General features: G+C 48.4%; 21 protein-coding genes and 1 tRNA gene. 9 read left to right on the plus strand and 13 right to left on the minus strand.

Annotated elements, in window-relative coordinates:
* Positions 1-18: 18 nt before the first annotated feature.
* Positions 19-1,746 (minus strand): phospho-sugar mutase, encoded by a 1,728-nt coding sequence (locus tag B5D42_RS14430; protein WP_078832225.1) that lies wholly within the window; start codon positions 1,744-1,746, stop codon positions 19-21.
* A gap of 40 nt (positions 1,747-1,786) precedes the next feature.
* Positions 1,787-2,287, minus strand: a complete 501-nt coding sequence (locus B5D42_RS14435) for a phosphoribosyltransferase family protein (RefSeq protein ID WP_078832226.1) — start codon at positions 2,285-2,287, stop codon at positions 1,787-1,789.
* 114 nt (positions 2,288-2,401) lie between these two features.
* Between B5D42_RS14435 and B5D42_RS14440 the strand changes: the two genes are divergently transcribed.
* The gene (locus B5D42_RS14440) at positions 2,402-3,715 is read left to right on the plus strand and encodes a 4Fe-4S dicluster domain-containing protein (protein ID WP_078832227.1); all 1,314 of its coding nucleotides are present in this window, start codon (positions 2,402-2,404) and stop codon (positions 3,713-3,715) included.
* Here the strand turns inward: B5D42_RS14440 and B5D42_RS14445 are convergent.
* Entirely contained in the window at positions 3,712-4,530 is an 819-nt protein-coding gene (locus tag B5D42_RS14445) for an alpha/beta hydrolase (RefSeq protein ID WP_078832255.1), read from the minus strand. The two genes, B5D42_RS14440 and B5D42_RS14445, sit on opposite strands and share 4 nt — an antisense overlap.
* A gap of 162 nt (positions 4,531-4,692) precedes the next feature.
* On the opposite strand from B5D42_RS14445, the gene B5D42_RS14450 reads away from it, so the two are divergent.
* The 5 genes from B5D42_RS14450 to B5D42_RS14470 all read left to right on the plus strand — a co-directional run bounded on the left by B5D42_RS14450 (position 4,693) and on the right by B5D42_RS14470 (position 9,875).
* Positions 4,693-5,646 (plus strand): ATP-grasp domain-containing protein, encoded by a 954-nt coding sequence (locus B5D42_RS14450; protein WP_078832228.1) that lies wholly within the window; start codon positions 4,693-4,695, stop codon positions 5,644-5,646.
* A 5-nt stretch (positions 5,647-5,651) separates the two neighbouring features.
* Positions 5,652-6,758 carry a carboxylate-amine ligase gene (locus B5D42_RS14455; protein ID WP_078832229.1) on the plus strand — a complete coding sequence of 369 codons (1,107 nt, stop codon included), beginning with the start codon at positions 5,652-5,654 and terminating at the stop codon, positions 6,756-6,758.
* A gap of 81 nt (positions 6,759-6,839) precedes the next feature.
* Positions 6,840-7,376 (plus strand): RNA polymerase sigma factor, encoded by a 537-nt coding sequence (locus B5D42_RS14460; RefSeq protein ID WP_078832230.1) that lies wholly within the window; start codon positions 6,840-6,842, stop codon positions 7,374-7,376.
* 1 nt (position 7,377) lies between these two features.
* Entirely contained in the window at positions 7,378-8,817 is a 1,440-nt protein-coding gene (locus tag B5D42_RS14465; protein ID WP_078832231.1) for an outer membrane beta-barrel protein, read from the plus strand.
* Positions 8,818-8,870: 53 nt separating this feature from the next.
* Positions 8,871-9,875: a hypothetical protein gene (locus B5D42_RS14470; RefSeq protein ID WP_139367176.1), complete on the plus strand. Its 1,005-nt coding sequence runs from the start codon at positions 8,871-8,873 to the stop codon at positions 9,873-9,875.
* 48 nt (positions 9,876-9,923) lie between these two features.
* On the opposite strand, the gene B5D42_RS14475 is transcribed toward B5D42_RS14470, so the two are convergent.
* From B5D42_RS14475 to B5D42_RS14495, 5 genes are all read right to left on the minus strand, one after another.
* Positions 9,924-10,847 carry a hypothetical protein gene (locus B5D42_RS14475; RefSeq protein ID WP_078832233.1) on the minus strand — a complete coding sequence of 308 codons (924 nt, stop codon included), beginning with the start codon at positions 10,845-10,847 and terminating at the stop codon, positions 9,924-9,926.
* Positions 10,844-11,422: a peptide deformylase gene (gene def, locus B5D42_RS14480; protein WP_078832234.1), complete on the minus strand. Its 579-nt coding sequence runs from the start codon at positions 11,420-11,422 to the stop codon at positions 10,844-10,846. Before def ends, B5D42_RS14475 begins: the two co-directional genes overlap by 4 nt.
* Before the next feature lie 65 nt (positions 11,423-11,487).
* Positions 11,488-11,907 carry a Holliday junction resolvase RuvX gene (ruvX, locus tag B5D42_RS14485; protein WP_078832235.1) on the minus strand — a complete coding sequence of 140 codons (420 nt, stop codon included), beginning with the start codon at positions 11,905-11,907 and terminating at the stop codon, positions 11,488-11,490.
* Positions 11,908-11,922: 15 nt separating this feature from the next.
* Positions 11,923-12,807: a UbiA-like polyprenyltransferase gene (locus B5D42_RS14490; protein WP_078832256.1), complete on the minus strand. Its 885-nt coding sequence runs from the start codon at positions 12,805-12,807 to the stop codon at positions 11,923-11,925.
* Positions 12,808-12,911: 104 nt separating this feature from the next.
* On the minus strand, positions 12,912-13,445 hold the full coding sequence (locus B5D42_RS14495) for an RNA methyltransferase (protein ID WP_078832236.1): 534 nt from the start codon (positions 13,443-13,445) through the stop codon (positions 12,912-12,914).
* A 96-nt stretch (positions 13,446-13,541) separates the two neighbouring features.
* On the opposite strand from B5D42_RS14495, the gene B5D42_RS14500 reads away from it, so the two are divergent.
* On the plus strand, positions 13,542-15,146 hold the full coding sequence (locus B5D42_RS14500; protein ID WP_078832237.1) for a M28 family metallopeptidase: 1,605 nt from the start codon (positions 13,542-13,544) through the stop codon (positions 15,144-15,146).
* Positions 15,147-15,214: 68 nt separating this feature from the next.
* Here B5D42_RS14500 and B5D42_RS14505 read toward each other — a convergent pair whose 3' ends face one another.
* Entirely contained in the window at positions 15,215-15,571 is a 357-nt protein-coding gene (locus tag B5D42_RS14505) for a hypothetical protein (RefSeq protein WP_078832238.1), read from the minus strand.
* Positions 15,572-15,723: 152 nt separating this feature from the next.
* Here B5D42_RS14505 and mutS point away from each other — a divergent pair, with 152 nt between their 5' ends.
* The gene (gene mutS, locus B5D42_RS14510; protein WP_078832239.1) at positions 15,724-18,360 is read left to right on the plus strand and encodes a DNA mismatch repair protein MutS; all 2,637 of its coding nucleotides are present in this window, start codon (positions 15,724-15,726) and stop codon (positions 18,358-18,360) included.
* Between the two features lie 20 nt (positions 18,361-18,380).
* On the opposite strand, the gene B5D42_RS14515 is transcribed toward mutS, so the two are convergent.
* The 4 genes from B5D42_RS14515 to B5D42_RS14530 are packed head-to-tail and all read right to left on the minus strand — an operon-like array spanning position 18,381 to position 22,135.
* On the minus strand, positions 18,381-18,917 hold the full coding sequence (locus B5D42_RS14515; RefSeq protein WP_078832240.1) for a DUF8685 domain-containing protein: 537 nt from the start codon (positions 18,915-18,917) through the stop codon (positions 18,381-18,383).
* A gap of 54 nt (positions 18,918-18,971) precedes the next feature.
* A complete protein-coding gene (locus B5D42_RS14520; protein ID WP_078832241.1) occupies positions 18,972-20,147 on the minus strand; it encodes an acetyltransferase domain-containing protein in 1,176 nt (391 codons plus the stop codon).
* A 50-nt stretch (positions 20,148-20,197) separates the two neighbouring features.
* The gene (dapA, locus tag B5D42_RS14525) at positions 20,198-21,079 is read right to left on the minus strand and encodes a 4-hydroxy-tetrahydrodipicolinate synthase (RefSeq protein ID WP_078832242.1); all 882 of its coding nucleotides are present in this window, start codon (positions 21,077-21,079) and stop codon (positions 20,198-20,200) included.
* A gap of 27 nt (positions 21,080-21,106) precedes the next feature.
* A complete protein-coding gene (locus tag B5D42_RS14530) occupies positions 21,107-22,135 on the minus strand; it encodes an acetyl-CoA carboxylase carboxyltransferase subunit alpha (RefSeq protein ID WP_078832243.1) in 1,029 nt (342 codons plus the stop codon).
* 167 nt (positions 22,136-22,302) lie between these two features.
* Here B5D42_RS14530 and B5D42_RS14535 point away from each other — a divergent pair.
* Positions 22,303-22,376: transfer RNA gene (locus B5D42_RS14535), tRNA-Asp, on the plus strand.
* Positions 22,377-22,488: the final 112 nt, after the last annotated feature.

Here is a 22,488-nt window from a genome sequence, read left to right on the forward strand (position 1 = left end):
GCATGCTTTTGGTAATGATTATTTCAGTTTCATATCTGCTATGATGCTGTTCACTTTATTTTTCAGCAAAGCATATTGTGCATCGAAATCTTCTTTGTTTGCAAGTGTGGTATGCACACTGAAATAGAATTTGATCTTAGGTTCCGTACCTGAAGGTCGTGCGGATATTTTGCTGCCGTCTTCCGTGATAAACTGAAGCACATTGCTCTTGGGCAGGTTCAATGCACGGGTTTCCCCGGTAACAAGGTTCTTGCCCTGCTGCAGTTCATAATCCAGCAGCTCCACTACTTTTGAACCGTCGATCGCTGCTGGCGGGTTGCTGCGGTAGCCTTCCATCATAGCTGCGATCTCTTTCTGACCATTCATTCCCTTTTTCGTAATGCTGATCAGGTCTTCGTAATACAATCCGTAGCGGATGTACAGTTCGATCATTTTATCGAAGAGTGAGCGGCCCTTGTCTTTTTCATAAGCTGCCATTTCACACATCAGGGCTACGGCGCTGACAGCATCTTTATCGCGGATCTGATCGCCGATCATGAGGCCGAAGCTTTCTTCACCACCGATCACATAATGTTCGCTGCCTTCCTTTTCCTTGATCAGCTCTGCAATCCATTTGAAGCCGGTTAGCACATTATAGCAGGCAATATCGTTCTGCCTTGCCACTTCATTGATCATCTGGGTGGTTACAATGGTAGAGATCACCATATCATTGGGTTGTGCAATGCCTTTGGCTTTACGGGCTTCTATCATGTAGGCGAATGCCAGAACCGCTGTCTGGTTACCATTCATCAGCACCCATTCTCCCTTATGGTTCTTGATGCCGATACCCACCCTGTCTGCATCCGGATCGGTACCCAGTAATATATCCGCATCCATGGCTTTTGCTTTTTTCAGCCCGATGCTCATGGTTTCTGCTTCTTCAGGGTTGGGATACGCCACCGTAGGGAAATTTCCATCCGGTGTAGCCTGTTCTTCCACGATGGTTACGTTGGTAAAACCGAAACGCTTCAATACACCCGGTACCAGTGTGATACCGGTTCCATGTATAGGAGTGTAAACGATCTTCAGGTCGTGCTGGCGCGCGATCACTTCGGGGTATACGCTGAGTTGCTGCACCATCGACATATACGCTTCATCCATCTCCGCTCCCATCAGCGAGATCCTGCTGGATCCGCCTTCCCATTTCACATCATCCACATTGGTGATCGCTTCCACTTCGCGGATCACGTTTTTATCGTGGGGCGGTACAAGCTGCCCGCCGTCATTCCAGTAAGCCTTATACCCGTTATATTCCCTCGGGTTATGTGAGGCCGTACAGACAACGCCTGCCTTACAACCGAGTCTGCGGATCGCGAAACTCAGTTCCGGTGTTGGTCTCAGTGCTTCGAAAAGGAATACATTGATGCCGTTTGCGGCAAATACATTGGCAGTTGTTTCTGCGAAAAAACGGCTGTTATTCCGGCTGTCGTGCCCGATGGCAACAGAAATCTCCGCATCGCCATACGTTTTTTTGAGGTAGTTGGCAAAACCCTGTGTGGCCATTCCTACCGTATAGCGGTTCATGCGGTTCGTTCCCACGCCCATGATGCCGCGAAGGCCGCCTGTGCCGAATTCCAGGCTCCTGTAAAACGCATCGGCCAGCTCGTCCGGGTTCTCCTGCTGCATTTTACTGATGGCATTTTTGGTCTCCTGGTCGTAATTACCGTTAAGCCAGGCATTCACTCTGTCCTGTATAGCTGCGTCCATTATATTATATGTTTTATATTCTGATTGATTGATGAAGATACTACATGAGAAAAGCACCGGCAACCTGTCCGTTCTCCACTTCCACTTCAATATGGTCTGCGAGGGTGGTGGCGATGGACAAGCCTACATAATCGGGCTTAACCGGGAACATTTTATGCATTCTTTCAACAAGAACGAGGGTCTGAATGCTTTTCGGATGTGCATCGAGCAGGGGCCTGAGTGCGTATAATAAAGTGCGGCCGCTGTTGGTAACATCATCGATCACCACTACATGCAGCCCGTTAAAATCCATGGTTTTACTCAGGGTAACTTCTGCAGGCGAAGATTTATCGAGCGAAGCTGAAATAACAGTGATCGGCGCAGTGATATACTGTGCCAGCAGTTCACCTGTCTTTTCAGCGATCACCATACCGCTGTTGCGGATACCAATGAGAACTACAGGCACCTGGTCTCCGTTGAGGTGCTCTGCCAGTTCCAGTGCCATACGGTTCAGCTTTTGCGCTGCCGCTTCTTTGCTCAGGATGTATTTTTTATCGGCCATGTATTTTTTTTCTTTTCAAATGTAACAACAATACCGGCAAGAGTAAAAACCGGGATTAAATCTGCTGTTTCAGGTTCGTTAAAACCATTACCTTAGCAGCATTAACAAGGTTGTATGCAATATATTCAACAGGTTCTGTTTTTAGCGTTATCAGCAGCAGCAATTTGGCTTTTTGCAAAAAAAGCGGGCCAGATCAGGCGCAATATTTTCCTGGGTAAGGACGATGTACCTGCAGGCAATAATGCCGAGCGCTGGAAAAATGTATTACTGCTGGCGTTCGGACAGAAAAAAATGTTCCGCAACCCGATGGTGGCCTTACTGCACTTTGTTGTTTATGCAGGCTTTATCATTATCAACGTGGAAGTGCTGGAAATTGTGCTGGACGGCATACTTGGCACACATCGCCTTTTTGCTGCACCGCTGGGGCAGTTCTACAACTGGCTCATCAATGCATTCGAATTCCTTGCAGTGGGCGTTTTGCTGGCCTGTGTGATCTTCCTGCTCCGCAGAAACCTGGTGAAACTGCGCAGGTTCATCAGCAAAGACCTCGATGGCTGGCCAAGAAGCGATGCCAATTTTATCCTGATCACCGAGATCGTACTAATGACCTTATTCCTGGTTCTCAATGCAACAGACCAGGCCCTGCAGCTGAAAGGCAGCGAACATTATCACCAGACCGGCAGTTTCTTTTTTTCCAAAGCTCTCGTACCTGTATTCAGCGGGATGAGCGAGCAGAGCCTCATCCTGATCGAAAGAAGTTGCTGGTGGCTGCATATCGCGGGTATTTTTGCGTTCCTGAATTACCTGCCTTATTCCAAGCACCTGCATATTATACTGGCATTCCCCAACGCCTATTTTGCACGACTGGCACCGCAGGGTAAAATGCACAATATGCCTGCTGTACAGAACGAAGTACTGTATGCCATGCAACCAGAACTCGCGCCGGCAGATGCCGCACCGCCTGCACGCTTCGGGGCCAAAGACATTTTCGATCTCAGCTGGCGCAACCTGATGGATGCCTACAGCTGTACCGAATGCGGTCGTTGTACAGCGGCTTGTCCTGCCAACATCACCGGCAAAAAGCTCAGTCCCAGGAAGATCATGATGGCAACACGCGACCGGATTGAAGAAGTAGGCAGGAACATCAACCTCAACAAAAGTTTCCAGGACGATAACAAAAGCTTACTGCACGATTATATTTCAGTAGAAGAGCTCCGTGCCTGCACCACCTGCAATGCATGCGTGGAAGAATGCCCGGTAAGTATTTCCCCGCTGGAGATCATCCTCGAACTGCGTCGTTCGCTGGTCATGGAAGAAAGTAATGCGCCGCAGGAATGGAACAGTATGTTCAGCAATACGGAGAACAACTTTGCCCCATGGAAATTCTCGCCGGATGAGCGCGATAAATGGGCAGAGGAAATGGCTTAATCCTTTTTCTTACCCCAGCCCCATTCCAGGAAAACGGGCATGGCAATGGTCCAGGTGGCAACGTCATGCGTGCCGCCTTCCAGTTCCAGGTAACGGATATGTTTATCGGTATAGCCTTTGGCTTTGAGTTCAACAATCAGGTCGAGCGCATCATCGATCGAATCGATCACACCATTTGCATTACGATCCGCTGTTTCATCGGCCGTACCGCATTCAATAAAGAACTGCAGCCAGGGTGCCATTTCACCTTTACGGACCTGCAGGTGCATTAAACGGTCTTTTTCATCGTCATATCCGTCATCATAACCTTTACGGCGCCACCATAATGAGCCGCTGAACACACCTACCCTGCTGAATTCACTCGCATGATTCCATACGATATCGAGTGCACTTAAGGCACCGAGTGAAAATCCTGCAAAGGTTTTGTCGCGGAAAGACGGAGCCTGGTAGGTTTTGCGGATATAGGGCATCAGTTCATCAAAGATGAATTTATGATAGCTGGCAGCTTTGGCGCCACGTCCTTTATAATCGGGAGAATAAGCCGTTCCGTATTCCATTTTCCGGTCGGGCCCGCAATGAATACCGATCGCCATCAGGGGTTCTATGGTGCCGGCAGACACCAGTTCGTCGAGCATAGTATCGAAGCCCATCTGCAGCAGGTCCTGGCCATCGTTGATCAGTAAAAGACTCATCATTTCCGGCGCCGGTAATTGCAGGGGCATATATACATCCAGCAGTACTTCCCTTTCGAGGTATTCCGAAAAAATGGTCAGTTGTTCTGTACGGATCGAATAAAAAGCGGGAGCTACGGCCATGAGCCAAAAATAAGGGGAAAGACGTGAAAATACTTCTTCCGTAGATGGTGTCATTAACTTTTTGTAGCGGTAAAGCCTCCTGCTTGCGGATCGGAAATTTGTTGTTAACTTCAGAGCAAATCATATCACACCTTTCTATTTAAACATTAAAACAAGAAACGGATGAAAAAGATCGGCATATTGTTCGGGCAGGAACGAAGTTTTCCGATGGCCTTTGTTGAACGGATCAACCAGAAACAGATCGACGGGATCACCGCTGAACCTGTGCGTATCGATAAAGTAATGCAGGGCGAAGCCACCGACTATGCCGTGATCGTAGACCGCATCAGCCAGGACGTTCCCTTTTACCGGGCCTACCTGAAAAATGCAGCGCTCTGCGGTACCGCCGTGATCAATAACCCGTTCTGGTGGAGTGCCGACGAGAAATTTTTCAATAACTGCCTGGCCACCAAGATCGGTGTGCCGGTACCTAAAACTGTAATACTACCCTCCCGCGACCTGCCGGCGGATACTACGGATCAGTCGTTCAGCAACCTCGCCTACCCGCTCAACTGGGATGATATCTTCAGTTATGTGGGCTTCCCTGCTTATATGAAACCTTTTGCAGGTGGCGGCTGGAAGAATGTATATAAACTGAACGACATGGACGATTTCTTCGAGAAACACAGCGAAACCGGCCAGCTGGTAATGCTGTTGCAGGAAGAGATCATTTTTGAGGAATATTACCGCTGCTATTGCATTGGCGGCAAGTACGTACGCATTATGTCTTATGAGCCCCGGAACCCGCATCACCTGCGTTATGCAGCAGATTTCACCCCTTCGCCCGAGAAGCTGAAAATGATGGAAGACCTGGTATTACGGCTGAACCGTTATCTCGGTTATGATTTCAATACGGTGGAGCTTGCGTTGCGCGACGGTGTTCCCTATGCCATCGATTTCTGCAACCCCGCACCCGATGCCGATCTGAAAAGCGTAGGCCAGGATAATTTTGAATGGGTGGTGGAAACGGCCGCTACATTTGCCATTGAGAAAGCACAATCGCTGGTGCCAGGTGCTGATAACCTCACCTGGGGAGAATATGTAAAACGAAGCAGCGCCAAACAAAAACTGATCTGAAGCACATGAGCATCAACTACAAACATTTTACGCTTGGCGTAGAGGAAGAATACATGGTACTGGATCCGCAAAGCCGTGAACTCAAAAGCCATGAGCAGCGGATTGTGCTGGAAGGCCAGAAGATCATCAAAGACAAGGTAAAGGCAGAAATGCACCAGGCCGTTGTTGAAGTGGGTACCGATATCTGCGCGGATATTGAAGAGGCTTACAAAGACGTGGCCACACTGCGCGGCACCATTTCAGCCATAGCCGGCGACCTGGGCCTCTGGGTGGGCGCATCCGGTACGCATCCGTTCAGTCACTGGGAAAACCAGCTGATCACAGACCATGTGCGCTACAGCGAGATTGTAAACGAACTCCAGGAAGCGGCGCGGAGCAACCTGATCTTTGGTCTGCACGTGCATGTAGGCATGGAAGACCGCCGCATGGCCATGCATATAGCCAATACCGCCCGTTATTTCCTCCCGCACGTGTATGCACTCAGCACCAACTCCCCTTTCTGGGAAGGCAGGTTAACGGGTTACAAGTCTTTCCGCACCAAAGTATTCGATAAGTTCCCGCGCACGGGTATCCCTGAATATTTTGAGAATATCGAAGCTTACGAAGGTTATGTGAATCTCCTGATCAAAACCAACTGCATCGACAATGCCAAAAAGATCTGGTGGGATCTGCGGGTTCATCCTTTCTTTAATACGGTAGAATTCAGGATCTGCGATGTGCCGCTGACCATTAAGGAAACCATTACCATTGCAGCACTTTTCCAGGCTATCTGCGCCAAAATCTATAAACTCCGCAGCCAGAACCTGAATTTTATGATGTACCACCGTTCCGTGATTAACGAGAACAAATGGCGGGCAAGCCGTTATGGCATAGACGGAACCCTGATCGATTTCGGAAAGGAAACGGAAGTGAATACCCGCGCCCTGATCTATGAACTGCTCGATTTTGTGGATGATGTGGTAGACGACCTCGGCAGCAGGCATGTACTGGCCAATATCCCCGGCATTTTCGAAACCGGAACCGGAGCCGACAGGCAACTGGCTGTTTATCAGCAGACAGGCAGCCTGGTGAGTGTGGTAGACTATATCCACGACCAGTTCCTGGCTCATTAAAGATAAATCTGAACTTCCGGGCAACGGCCGGCCATAAACCTGTATCTATGGTGTAACTGTACAAGACTAAATACGTTCACTTTGACTGAACACGAACTGATCAGGGGTTGCATCAGGCAACAGGCCAACTGCCAGCGTATGCTCTTCGAGCGATATGCGGGTAAGATGATGAGCGTATGTCTGCGATATGCCAATGACAGCATGGAAGCAGAAGATATCATGCAGGACGCTTTTATCAAGATTTACCGCTACATAGAACAGTTTAAATTTGAAGGGTCTTTTGAAGGCTGGATCCGGCGTATTGTGGTCAATACAGCGATCCGGCATCTTGAAAAGAAAAAGCTTCGGTTTAAGGATATAGACGAGAATGGTCCGCATGTGCCTCAGCTTCCGCCGCAGGCTTATACGCATTTGGGAGAAGACGACCTGATGAAACTGATCAGTCAGTTGCCGGAAGGGTACCGTGTCGTATTCAACCTGAACGTGATTGAAGGCTACAGCCATGAAGAGATAGGCGAAATGCTGAACATTCAGCCCGGAACGAGCAGAAGCCAGCTGGTAAAAGCACGTAAAATGCTTCAACATCAAATCTTACAATTGCAAAAAATTGCTGTATAAAATGACAGATAGCCCATTTGATAATTTTATCAGGAACAGTCTCAGGGAGCACGCTGCGCCTGTGCCGGAAGGTCTTTGGGATAAGATCCATCCTGAAAAAGACCGGCGCAGGGCTGTACCCTTATTCCGCAGACCCGCTGCATGGCTGGCCCTCGCGGCAATCATAGCCGGGCTTGTTGCCGGTTCTTATTTCTGGTTCACCGGCAAATCCGGGCAGGATGCAACCGGCATGGCAACTGCTATTTCACCAGATAATAACAACAGTAATACTGATCCAAAAATAAATGAAAGCATAACTGCTGCGGCGGCAGGAAAAGACAGCGGGACACATGAGCAAAGCGACCTGAATGAAACCGGCATGCAGGCAAACAAAACATCTGTGGCACCTAATCTTATCGTTGCGCAGCAAGCCACCTCACCTCACCTCACTTCTCCTCACTCCGGCATACCCCAAACATCCAAAATACCTGCATCCCTCCTGTCCAACGCCATCGGTAACGAATACACACCATCCTATACAGAACAAACTCCTGTTATCGCTGCAGAAGAATACGCGAACTACTCTGCTTTCAATTTCAGTGAAGCAGCAACGGTAAATGGCAGCCGGTTCAGCCTGCGTAATAATTTTGAAGCACCGGAAATGGTGAATGCCGTAACGCATACGAGAAGTTTCCCGAATACTTATCGTTGCCCGGGTACAGGTACCGGCATTTTCAATACCGACTGGCAGCTGGAAGTGTATGCATCTCCTGACATGGCGTTCAGATCGGTACAGAATGTATCGGCCAGTGCGCAGTATATGGCCCGCAAAGACAGCAGCACCAGTATGCGGCCGGGCTTTACAGCAGGTATCCGCATCGTAAAACCTTTAAGCGATCAGTTTTTGCTGAAAACGGGGATCCAGTATACACAGATGAATGAAAAGTTCACGTACCGAACCGAGAACGAGATCAGAACAACAACGGTTGTAACTACCAGGCAGATCATCCGTGCGCCGGGCGATACGGTACTGGTAAGCGATACCAGCACTTTGCAGCAGATCGGTTACCGCAACAATACCATCCGTAACCGTTTCCGCAGTATCGATATTCCTTTAACGGCAGGTTACCAGTTCGGCACAGAAGATAATGATATCAGGGTAGGCATCAATGCCGGTGTGATCTTCAATCTCTCATCCTGGTACGAAGGTGTGATACTGGATACTTCACTGGCAGCGGTGCCTGTGAACAAAGATGCCGGCGGAATGTATAAAAGCAGGCTGGGACTTGGGTTATACGGCAGCATCAGCCTGATGAAAAGGATCGGCGATAATACCCATCTTTTCTTCGAGCCTTATTTCCGGTATAATCTCGGCAGCATGACCACAGCCGACGCATCATTCAAACAACGCTTCAGCCTTGGCGGACTCGCCGTAGGCCTGCGTTTTAATTTAAACAGGTAACAGGCAACGCAGTGAAAGCACAGCGTATCTGGTATATAGTAATCATCAAGACAATGAAAAAGACGTTATTGCTTGCGGGACTGATCGGCATCCTGGTTACGGCCTGTAAAAAGGAAGTATCCAATGATATCGGGCTTTACCCGAACAATCCGCTGAACGATACCACCTGGCAGAGATCCATTCCTGCAAACGCAGCTGTATGGGATTTTCCGGGCATCCTATTACCGGATCTCGTGATCAATGAATTCGATTGCAGCACCGGCGATACGCTTCATTTCGGCGACAGCCTGGAGATCGCATTCACACCGGGCAGCTGTTATGACGGCAGCAACAAAGCCTCAGGCAAAGTAAGACTGGAACTGTTCCGGCTGAAAAGCAAAGGGGATTTCATCAAGGCATTCAAACCCACTGTCTCCAATGGCCACCTGCTCGAAACTTCCGGCGCCTTTTTTATCCGCGTAAGCCAGGACGGAAGAGAGATCTCACTTGCACCCAATGCCAGCTTTACCATCCGTTATTCCGACATCGATGATCCCAAACAGGGCATGAAAGTTTTCTATGCAAAAGAAACGCTGCCATTACAGACAAGACGCATAGATACATTGCACGACTGGATACCCGATACCGATACCTCCTGGATCAAAACATACCAGCGCAGCAGCGGCGGCACCAACGGTACTGTTTTTAAGGGGTACGAACTTGTATCGAAACACCTGCGCTGGGTTGCGGCATGCAGGTATCTCGACAGTACATTACCTGCCACTAAAATAACAGCAGTTCTGCCACCAAATTTCACCAATAAGAATACAGTTGTATTTGCCGTATTTGCCAATAGCCGCACAGTAGTTCAGTTACCACAGGATTATGCATCACGTTCTTTCGCAGTAACGGGCATTCCATTAAAAAGCAAGATCACCATACTTTCTCTGACGAGGATCGGTGCGGATTTCTACCTGGGCATAAAAGAGATCAATGACGTGGGCACGGTGGTACGTTATATAGTAACACCGGAGAAGAAGACATTGCCGCAAATACTTACATATCTGAACGGACTATAATTTTTTTTCGATAATCAGGGGGTATAAGGGTTGCAGTTTTTGCGGCCCTTATTTTTTGAAATCAAACAGCGTAGCAGTGAATAGTGCTCGTTCTCTTTTTTTGAAGATCACATCCCAATTGCCTTTATAGCGGAGTATTTTAGGTACGATAAGTCCCTGGAAACGCGCCATTTCCACTTCCATGCTGACATCAAAATCATACACACCCGCTTTATAGCTGAGTGAATAGGTACGACCCAGTACTTCAAGTGTTTTCTGATCGAACCAGGTGACCATCTGGTCTACCACGATACGGTCGCTCTTGGTCATTCCTTCTTTGGGTGTGATGGAAAACACATAACATAATGTACCATGGTATTCCTGCACGTCGAGTTTGTAATCGTAGTATTTATGCGCGGTTTCGTCATACAGATCGAGTTTATTGCCAACAAAAGGAATACCCGGGATTTTCTTACCGGGATTGAAGAACAACATTTTCAGCTGCTCCTTGTGTTTATCCATACCCGATTTGTTGCCGGTGTTCATGATATGCCCTTTCACTATATTATCTTCTCCGCATACCGTTCCCTTGGTAAAGAAAAGACCGGCATATAGTTCAGCGGTCATATAGTTGTATTCTTTTTTCCGGTTGTAAAAATCACCAGTGGTACGTTCTTCGAGTACGTCCATGGTACGGCAGCCATTTGTACGGTTCTGGCGGGTTTTGCTGAAAAGAGATGCCTGTACAGCACCTTTTTTATCCATCATCTGAATATCGTTGTACGAAGAAAAGCCCAGGATACGCAGGTTACGGAACGCTTTATAGAACGTAGTGTCTTCTTTGATCTGTGTAAGTAATTTCTTATAATCGAAATTATTCCGCACCACCACTTCTCCCAGTGTAACATGCTGGTTATTGATGAATACGGAAGTATCCTGCGCTGCACAGCGGAGTACAGACAACAAAAGCAATACTATACAGCCACGCATCATTTGATGTAGATCATTTTGTAACTCACTTTAGATTTCCCTTTGCTGATATCGTTCAGCTTTCCCTGCAGCATTTTCCTGCGGAGCGGTTTAAGGTAATCGATGAACAGCTTGCCTTCTATATGATCATACTCGTGAAGGATAATGCGTGCAGTAATGCCATTGAACGTTTCGGTATGTTTTACAAAATGTTCGTCCATGTATTCGAGCTCCACTTCTTCCGGACGGTTCACATCTTCGCGGATATTCGGGATACTGAGGCAGCCTTCATTATAGGCCCAGTCCTTGCCATTGAGTTTTTTAATATGCGCGTTAATAAACACTTTTTTGGTGCCGGGCGCATCGGGATAATTATTTTCCTCATCTTCATCCTGGTTGTCGAATATCTGCGCACTGTCCATCACAAACAGGCGTATGTCTTTATTGATCTGCGGAGCGGCCAGGCCAACACCGTTGCTCGCGTACATGGTTTCCCACATATCAGCGATCAGCTGCTCAAGGCCGGGATAATCGGGAGTAATGTCTGCGGCTACTTTCCTGAGTACGGCCGCACCATATGCTACAATTGGAAGAATCATCGATCTTAGTGTATTTGAGTCTGCAATGAAACAGCAAAAATACGAGATATAACTTTTGGAAAGTTTCAGAACTTTCCAAAAGTTTGCATGTATTCCTGCAGCATGATCGTTGCGGCTATCTCATCCACCAGTTTTTTATTGCGCCGGTCTTTCTTTTTCAGTCCCATATCGATCATGGCCCTGGATGCCATTTTGGAAGTGAAGCGTTCGTCAACAGTACGGATCGGAATAGCGGGAAATGCTTTTTTCAGCTTTTCGATCGCTGCGCGGACCAGTGGTGTGGCATGTGTATCGGAATCATCGAGATTAAGCGGCTCGCCGATCAGGATCAGTTCTACAGGTTCCGACAGCATGTAATTTTTCAGGAAAGGGATCAGCTCCTGGCTGTTAATGGTGGTGAGCCCGCTTGCAATGATCTGCAAAGGATCGGTTACTGCTATCCCGGTTCGTTTTCCGCCATAATCTATACAAAGTATCCTTGCCATAATGAGATTTAAAGTTTACCAGCCGAGGAACAGATCAGCAATCACCAGCACCCCGAACACAACGCTCGCAACACCATTTGCGGTCATGAAAGCAATATTTACCTTACTGAGATCATTGGGTTTTACAATGGAGTGCTGGTAAACAAGCATCCCTGTAAAAACGGCGATACCAACCCAGTACAGCCAGTGAAATTCACCATAAATACCCGCTGCAACCACACAGGAAGCACTGAACAGGTGCAGTAATTCCGACACACGCAGGGCTTTTGATTTACCCAGTACCGAAGGTATGGAATAGAGCTGCTGCGAACGGTCGAAGTCTACATCCTGCAACGCGTAAATAATATCGAACCCGCTCACCCAGAAGATCACGCTTAATGAAAACAATACAGGCAGCAGGCTGAAAACCCCTGTAACTGCCAGGTAGGCACCGATGGGCGCGAGTGAGAGCCCCAGCCCGAGCACAAGATGGCATAAAGGCGTAAAACGCTTGGTATAGCTGTAAAACAACACCACGAACAAGGCAATGAACGAGAGATAAAAACATGGCCTGTTGATAAACCAGGTAGCAATCACGAACAAAAGACAATTGATGATCACAAAACGAAGTGCGTTGTTTGCGGAGATAATGCCTTTGGGTATCTCACGGATGGCGGTGCGGGGATTACGGGCATCGAAATTCCGGTCGAGGTAGCGGTTAAAAGCCATGGCTGCGCTTCTTGCGGTAACCATACAGGCCAGTACCAGCAGGAATTTGATGAATAGTACGGTTTTATCGATCTCTGCATCGCTCCTGTTCACATCAACCACGCCCAGGAAAAAGCCGATCATAGCGAAAGGCATGGCAAAGATCGTATGGGAAAATTTTACAAGACTCAGGTAATTTTTAAAGCTGGGCATAGGCATCGGCAATATGGGTGAAAGATAAGGCTGGGTATTATCCGTATCTCTGAATTTTTTTAAACGTATATCCGGTTCAAAGTTGATTAAAAATTGCTTCTGCCCTAACTGTTTTTTACATTTCCTTTCACCAGTTCCCACAATACGATACCGGCAGCAACAGAAATATTCAGGGAGTGTTTCATACCGAGCTGGGGGATTTCGATGCAACCATCACATTGCGCCAGTACCGCGGCATCCACACCTTCCACTTCATTTCCGAATACCACTGCAAGTTTTCCCTGCGGAGCGGTATAGGCTTCGAGCGAGATACTTCCCTGCGCCTGTTCTACGGCATATACTTTATAGCCTTTTTCTTTTAATGCGTTCACTGCTTCAAGCGTAGAGGCAAAATACAGCCAGTCCACCGTTTCGGTAGCACCGAGCGCTGTTTTATGGATATCGCGATGCGGGGGCTGCGGCGTGTAACCGCAGAGGCAGATCCCTTCTGCCAGGAAAGCATCGGCCGTTCTGAATACGCTTCCCACATTATGCATGCTCCGGATATTATCCAGCACGATCATCAGCGGTTGTTTATCGGCCATCCTGAATTCATCTACCGTTTTCCGGCCCAGTTCATCCATGCTCAGTTTTCGCATGGCGCAAAGTTATACTCAACCACTCATAAAATGGCTCTACTTAGTTAAGCAGGAATCGTTATTTTGGCCAACCTTAATTAAACAACCACCTTAAAAATGAGAAAACTAAGTCGCTACACCACAATAATGGCTCTTTCGTTGCCATTTGCGGCCCTTGCCCAGGAGAAAATTGACGCTGCCATGATGCAGAAGATCCGTAAAGAAGGGCTGGAGAACTCCAAAGTAATGGAAATTGCCTTTAACCTGACCGACAAAAGCGGTAACAGGCTGATGAATTCACCCGGCTATTTCCGTGCAGCCAACTATGCGAAGGATGCACTGACAAGCTGGGGTGTTTCCGGTGCGAAACTGGATCCGTTCGGCGAATTCGGTAAAGGCTGGGAACTGGAAAAAAGCTATGTAGCTATCACAGCTCCTTATTATAAACCCCTGCTGGCTTTCCCTAAAGCATGGTGTGGTGGTACCAAAGGTCAGAAATCTGCAGAAGTGATCGTGATCTCTGCAAAAGATACAGTTGCACTGGAAGCTTACAAAGGAAAGCTGAAAGGTAAGATCATCATCCTGGATCAGCCTACCGATTACAAACACAGCTTCAAACCGGATGCTTTCAGGTATACAGACGAAGAGCTGGCTAAAATGGCCGCTGAACAGCCTCAGGCTCCAAGACAGGCTGCAAACCCGGCTGATACAGCTGCTATGCGCAGAATGCGTGAACAAATGGCAGCACGTGGCGGCGGTGGCGCTGCGCGTGTTGGGGCTCTGCTGAAAGAAATGGCTAAGAACGAAGGCGCAATTGCCCTGCTGAGCAGCGGCGGTGTTCGCAGCCACGACGGTACTATTTTCGCACAGGGCGGCGGTGCTTACAAAGGCACTGACCCTGAGAACTTCCTGGACCTGGCACTGGGTCTGGAAGATTTCAACACCATCCTGCGTCTTGCAAAATCTGGCACGCCGGTTAAAATGGATGTGGATGTAAAAACCAAATTCTACGATAAGGATCTCCAGGGCTATAACGTAATTGCCGAGATCCCGGGTACAGATCCTGCGCTGAAAGATGAAGTGGTAATGATCGGCGGTCACCTCGATTCATGGCAGACAGGTACCGGTGCAACTGATAACGCATCAGGTTCTGCTGTAATGATGGAGGCAATGCGTATCCTGAAAACACTGGGTATTCAGCCGAAAAGGACCATCCGTATCGGTCTCTGGGGTGGTGAAGAACAAGGTCTTCATGGCTCAAGAGGTTATGTGAAAAATACCTTCGGCGATATCAGCACCATGCAGACAACCCCTGCTCATGCGAAATTCTCTTCTTACTTCAATATCGATAACGGTACCGGTAAGATCCGTGGTATCTACCTCCAGGGTAATGCCCAGGCTAAAGGTATCTTCACCGAATGGCTGGCTCCGTTCAAAGACCTCGGTGCCACAACCGTAACCATCGCAAACACCGGCGGTACCGACCACCAGTCGTTTGATGCGATCGGTCTGCCTGGATTCCAGTTCATCCAGGATCCTATCGAGTACAACCAGCGTACACACCATAGCAATATGGACGTATACGATCACCTGATCGAAGAAGATCTGAAACAGATCGCAACCATCGTTGCTGCTTTCGCTTACAATGCAGCGCAACGTGAGGCAAAAATTCCACGAAAAGAAATGCCTAAGCCACGTCCGGCCGGCGGCAGGAACTTCTAATGGATTCCCGATAATACAAAGGGCCGGCAGATACTGCCGGCCCTTTCTTATTTATAATCAATCCTTTATTACAGGATCAGGATCAGCAGTAAGATGATCAGCAGGATACCGGCGAGGGAAATATAAACGCCCCCCGATCCGATCGCTTTTGCCTCGTATTTCATGGATTGCAGTTCTTTACGCAGTTCTTTGCGTTCCGCCCGGTTCAGCATGGATTTGTCCATTGTACGGATCTCTTCCACGCGGGCCTTGATATATTTCGCACGCTCTTCTTTTTCAGCATCGGTCATTGCCGCTACACGGGCTTTGATGGCTTCTTTCGATTCCACGGCCGCTTTTTCGGCAAGGGCCGAAGCATGTACGTTGGTGAAGGAACTCAAGATCATCACCAGCGCGAGGGCCAGTACAGACATTGTCTTTTTCATAGTATTTCAGGTTTGGTTTATTACTGAATCCATCGCCTGCAAAAAGCACTCCATCCCCCTGCCGGTGCTGTTAATCTCTCCGAAACGCCAGTTTTCCCCATCCCGGAAAGATGTGACCTAGAGGCCGCTGCCAATATTTATATTTGCCTCCCATGTCAAAATCAACTGCCGAAACACCGTTAATGCAGCAGCACCGGGCTATTAAACAGAAATACCCCGATGCCGTACTGCTTTTCCGCGTGGGCGACTTTTACGAAACATTTGGAGAGGATGCGATCATCGCGTCTAAAGTGCTGGGCATTACGCTTACCAAAAGGAATAACGGCTCTGCTTCAGCCAGCGAACTGGCGGGTTTCCCGCACCATGCGCTGGATACTTACCTGCATAAGCTGGTAAAAGCCGGTTACCGGGTTGCTATCTGCGACCAGCTGGAAGATCCCAAAACAGTAAAGGGGATCGTAAAACGCGGGGTTACGGAAATGGTAACGCCGGGCGTAGCTACCAACGATAAACTGCTGGAACAGGGCAGCAACAATTTCCTTGCAGCCATTCATTTTACTGATACGCATGCCGGAGCGGCTTTCCTGGATATCTCCACGGGAGAATTCTTTGTGGCCGAAGGAAATGCAGACTATATCGATAAGCTGCTGCAGAGCCTCAGGCCCGCCGAAGTCATTTTTCAGCGGAGTTACCAGAAACATTTCAAGGAAACTTATGGCACAAGGTTCTATACCTATACCATGGAAAGCTGGATCTTCGATGAGGCATTTGCCACCGAGAGCCTGCTCAAACATTTCCAGACACAGTCGCTTAAAGGTTATGGGATCGAGAACCTGCAGCAGGGTATTGTTGCAGCGGGTGCCATCCTTTATTATCTCAAGGAGACAGAGCATCCCAACCTGCAGCATATCACTTCCATCCAGCGTATCGAACGCGATGATTTTTTATGGATGGACCGCTTCACGATCCGTAACCTGGAGCTGCTGCCCGCAGGAGGCGATCAGACCACAAGCCTGCTGAAAGTACTCGATAATACCGTCAGCCCGATGGGTGCACGTTTGCTGCGCAGGTGGTTGTTATTCCCGCTGAAATCACCGGAAAAGATCCGTGAAAGGCTGGATACCGTGGCGTATTTCATTCTTCAGCCCGATCTACGGCAGCAGCTGGCACAGGCCATGAAAGCCTGCGGCGATATAGAAAGGCTGGTAAGTAAACTCCCCGCCCGCAAGATCAATCCACGTGAAGTGATGCAGCTGGCCAGGGGTTTACAGCAGGTAGCGCTGATCAAAGAAGCCTGCAGCAGGCAGGAACAACCTTACCTGCAGCATCTTGCATCATTGCTGGATCCTTGTGATGCCATCGTGGAACAGATCCTGCAGCAGCTGCAGGAAACGCCGCCGGTAGCAGCCGGTAAAGGCGGTGTGATTGCAGCAGGCGTGCACGCAGAGCTGGATGAGCTCCGCGCCATTGCAGCGGGGGGTAAGGAATTCCTCGTGAATATACAGCAACGGGAATCAGAGAAAACAGGAATTTCATCGCTGAAGATCAGTTTCAATAATGTATTCGGTTATTACCTTGAAGTAACCAATTCTCATAAAAACAAAGTACCGCCTGAGTGGATCCGCAAGCAGACACTCGCCAATGCCGAACGTTATATCACACCGGAACTGAAAGAATACGAAGAGAAGATCACCGGCGCAGAAGATAAAATACTGGCCATTGAACTCCAGCTCTATGATCAGTTGCTGCAGGCATTGCAGGCTTTCATCCCTCCCATCCAGGTAAACGGAAATATACTGGCCGTACTGGATTGCCTTGTATGCTTTTCGGAAAATGCACTGCAGTATAATTATAAGAAACCGGAGCTGACAGATGCAGACACACTCGATCTGAAAGACAGCCGCCACCCCGTTATTGAACGCAACCTGCCACCCGGAGAACATTATGTAACCAATGATATCTGCCTCGATCCGTCGGGCAGACAGATCATCATTCTCACCGGACCGAACATGAGTGGTAAGAGTGCCATCTTACGGCAAACTGCGCTCATCACACTCATGGCGCATATGGGCAGTTTTGTTCCGGCGTCTGCGGCAATCGTTCCGCTTACAGATAAGATCTTTACACGTGTGGGAGCCAGCGATAACCTGAGTGGCGGCGAATCTACTTTTATGGTGGAGATGAATGAAACGGCCAGCATCATCAATAATCTCTCCCGCAGGAGCCTCATACTGCTGGATGAAATCGGCCGGGGTACATCTACCTACGACGGGATTTCGATCGCCTGGAGTATTGTAGAGCACCTGCATGCGTCTCCATCCGCTCCTAAAACTTTATTCGCCACACACTATCACGAACTGAATGAACTGGAAGAAAAGCTGCCGCGCGTAGCCAATTTCCATGTCACCAATAAAGAAGTTGGCAACCGCATTATCTTCTTACGTAAGCTGGCACCGGGAGGCAGCACGCACAGCTTTGGTATTCATGTGGCGAAAATGGCCGGCATGCCTCCAGCACTCATCGACCGTGCCAACGAGATCTTAAAACAGCTGGAGACCAAACATGTTGATGAATCCGGTAATGAATCGGAAAGCGGATCGGCAAAAGAAAAACTGCAGCAGAATATCAGGCAACTCAACGCTCCGAAAATGCAGCTCTCCATCTTCGATGCACATTCGCAGACTTTCGATTCGATACGGCAGAAACTGCAGGATATAGACATTAACCGTTTAACACCTGTAGAAGCATTGATGAAACTGAATGAGATCAAAGAACTGATCAGGGATTAATCATTCCTGATCAGTTCTTTTTATTTTGCTCCCCTGAACTGGTGATGGGTTTCTTTGAAAAGGATATTGAAGGATGTAAGCGAGCCATATACACCGGTAATATATTGCTGGATATCTACTTTTTCCTCATCGGTCAGCACTTTATGCGCGTTGATCTTCTGTTCGATGAGGCGGAGTCGGTCGCGCACCATTACTATTTTATGAAAGAAGGTTTCGATCGGCATTTCCTTAGCCTGTAAGGAATCATCTTTCGGCTGCATCACCAGCATACCGTCGTTCCATTTATTGGCCATGGGAACCAGTTGAAATTCGTGCATGCGTTGCTCGAGGATATTATTCAGCGCCATTTCAATATCGGCCAGCGAAATGCCTGCAGCGGGTGATTCTGTTGCGTCTGCCTGTTCAATGATGCGCAGTTCTGCAAAATCCTTACCGATGTTTTTTGTTCCGTTCTGCGATTTGAACCAGATCACATAAAACTCAGTGCCACTGTCTACGATCACTCCCCGCCCGAAATGCGGATGCTCTACTTTTGAACCGATACCAGCTGTATGCATATTCTTTTTGATGGCAAGTTATCGTGAAACCGGCAAGAGAAAAAGAGAAAGTTCCTACAGATAGGTCAGCCACCATTTACGGTGCGCGGCTTTGTATTGTCCATACCATTTACAAGGCTTATACAATACAGCCACAACAAAGATCCAGATCAGGTAAACCACACCCAATGAGAAACCGAAATCATTTGGCCGGAATGCCATCATGCCTGTAAAAGCGTCTGCCATCGGCCTTCCGGATAAAAGAAAAGCGATAGTGCATAAAACGTGTATCAGGAAAAAATGCAGCAGGTAATAAAACATCGGAACACGACCGTAAACAACTACAATATTCGTCCATGCTCCTTTTGCTTTTTCAAGCCATGCCAGCAGGATCAGTGCGGGGCCGATGGTAATGCAGAGATACTGTAATGACGGCGGGTATTTGGTAACGTTGAAGAAAGATAAAACAGTAGCAAGATGGTCATGTTGTGATGTCCATGGATTGGGATCTCCGTATATATTCACCCAGCGAAGGATAAAAAAAGCAAGTGTTACCAGCAAGCCTGTTTTCTTCAGCAGTTTGATCCGCTGTGCCGGATCTGCAGAAGTATACCAGCTGCCGAGGCAATAGCCCAGGATCATCACACCCGGCCATGGCAAAAGCGGGTACATCACCCCGAAAAACCTGCCCGGTGCATAATTGGCAAAATACTGCTGGTGCAGTATCCCCCACCATAACGGGATTACTTCTCCAGGCTTTGAATTAAAATGGTCGAGGAGATTATGACCTGCAACCACTATCAGCCCGATAATAAACAACGTACGCAAACGCAGGTAGATCAGGCCCGACATCAGCACCATCGAAAGCCCCGTTACCCAGATCACCTGCAAACCTAAAAAACGATATAAAGGGTCGAATGAGAACAGCAGGTTGAATATTACTATTTCCATCAGCATCAATACCAGTCCGCGTTTCAGCAGCAGGGCCGACAATTGCTGTTTGGAGAGCTTTTGTCCCGCAAGAAAAACGGAAGTCCCCGCCAGGAACACAAATACCGGTGCACAGAAATGCGTGATGAACCGTGTAAAGAACAGCACCGGTGTGGTTGTAGCCGGGTCCAGCGGATCGGCGGTCATGGCGGTTATGTGAAAATAATCCCTGACATGATCCAGCGCCATAATGATCATTACGATACCCCGGAGCAGGTCGATGGGGAGTAACCGGTGTGCGGGTTGCAGGGTGTTAGTCATGGCAGATAACTTTTGGAAAGTTTTAAAACTTTCCAAAAGTTACACAATTCTTAATGTCCCAGGTAGTTTTTTACCTGTTTATGCAAACCGGCGCTCAGCGGCACTACGGGAAGGCGGAGATAATTGCCGATCAGTCCCTGCTCATGCATGAAAGCTTTCACACCCGCCGGGTTATTTTCCGCGAACATGATCTCATATGCGTCCATAAGGCGGTCATTAATGCGTTTAGCGGCCGCAAAATCGCCTTTGAGGGCTGTACGCACCATGCCGGAGAAATCGCCGGGAAAGGCATTCCCTGCCACGCTGATCACGCCCTGCATGCCGCAGGCGATCTGCGGCAGGGCCAGTGCATCATCACCACTGACTACCAGGAAATCGTCGGGACAGTCGCGCAGGATCTGCATGCATTGCAGCATATCGCCGCTTGCTTCCTTGATACCGGCAATATTGGCTACTTCATTGGCGAGGCGGATGGTGGTGGCAGCAGCCATATTACGGCCGGTTCTGCCCGGCACGTTGTACAGGATCACCGGTTTGGGTGAAGCTTCGGCCAGTGCTTTATAATGGTAGAATAGTCCTTCCTGCGAAGGTTTGTTGTAATAGGGAGCGGCACTAAGAACAGCAGCGGCTTTATCGAGCGGGAAAGAATGGAGTTCTTTGATCAGTTCGGCGGTATTATTTCCGCCGATGCCCACTACCACGGGTACGCGGCCCGCTACCTTCTCAAAAGTATAGTGTACAATGTCTAACTTCTCCTGCTTATCAAGGGTGGGAGTTTCACCGGTTGTTCCAAGGGTTACGAGGTATTCAACCCCTCCTTTTATCATGGCCTCGATCACGTTTCCCAAGGCTTCAAAATCGATCTCAAAATTGGATCCGAAGGGTGTTACCAGTGCTACACCGGTTCCCTGTAATTGCTGACGTACAGACATTGTTGTGTTGTTGTTTGAGGTTTAGTTTTATAGTAAATCTTCAGGGCTTTCGCGTTTACCGAGTTCGGGCGCGCCTGCCATTGCGGTTTCTTCCCAGAATCCCATGTGACCGTATTTCTCGATACGTTCGTTCACACGCTGTTCCGGTGTTTTGTTTTTGATTTCCTGTAAATTTTTCACGAGGTATGATTTAAGGATGTTTGCTGCTTCTGTATAATCCCAGTGGGCGCCGCCCAGTGGTTCATGCACGATCTCGTCTACCAGTCCGAAACCTTTCATATCGGTAGCGGTAAGACGAAGCTGTTCTGCGGCCACTTCTTTTTTCTCCCAGCTGCGCCATAAGATAGAACTGCAGCTTTCGGGAGAGATAACGGTGTACCAGGTATTTTCCATCATCAGAACGCGGTCGCCCACGCCGATGCCGAGTGCACCGCCCGATGCGCCTTCACCAATGATCACTACGATCACAGGTACTTTCAGGCGGATCATTTCAAAGATATTCCTGGCGATGGCTTCACCCTGACCGCGCTCTTCAGCTTCCAGGCCGGGATAAGCGCCCGGAGTATCGATCAGGGCAATAACGGGTTTGTTGAATTTTTCCGCGAGCTTCATCAGCCGCAGTGCTTTACGGTAGCCTTCGGGGTTGGCCATACCGAAATTCCGCAGCTGGCGGAGTTTGGTATTGGTTCCTTTCTGCTGACCGAGGATCATCACGGTTTCACCATCGAGCTCGGCAAAGCCGCCTACCATGGCTTTATCGTCTTTAAAGGTTCTGTCGCCATGCAGCTCCACGAAGTTGGTGCACATTTTCTCGATGTACTTCAATGTATAAGGCCTGTCCGGGTGACGGCTCAGCTGCACCCGCTGCCAGGGCGTGAGGTGCTGTGTGATCTCCTTCCTTTTTTCAATAATGGCGGCTTCGAGCTGCTCTATATTGGACTTATAGTCGATCTTCGGATTTTTCTCCGCTAATTTCCTGGTATCATCAATCTGCTCGTACAGTTCCTTAATAGGTTTTTCAAAATCAAGGAATTGCCGGTTTGGGTATTGGGGCATAGCATTGGGTTGAGCGTGTAAAATTAGGGGTTGAAATTTTTTTAAGAAAGATTTGTTTTTGAAAAATGTTTCCCCTTATCTTTGCCGTCCCGAAAACGGAATACGTAAGGGCAAAACTAACTGCTAATGAGTTTTCTTATAAAGCAGTTCTCTTTTGAAAGAACTTTGGATCGGTAGTTCAGTTGGTTAGAATGCCGCCCTGTCACGGCGGAGGTCGCGGGTTCGAGTCCCGTCCGGTCCGCAAAAAGCTTCACAATAAAATGTGAGGCTTTTTTGTTTTATGGCTTTTTACGTCTATATCATTCAAAGCAGAGCTGACGGATCTTTTTACAAGGGATTTTCGGAAGATCCCT

This window comes from Sediminibacterium ginsengisoli (assembly GCF_900167075.1).
GTDB classification, from domain to species: Bacteria; Bacteroidota; Bacteroidia; order Chitinophagales; family Chitinophagaceae; genus Sediminibacterium; species Sediminibacterium ginsengisoli.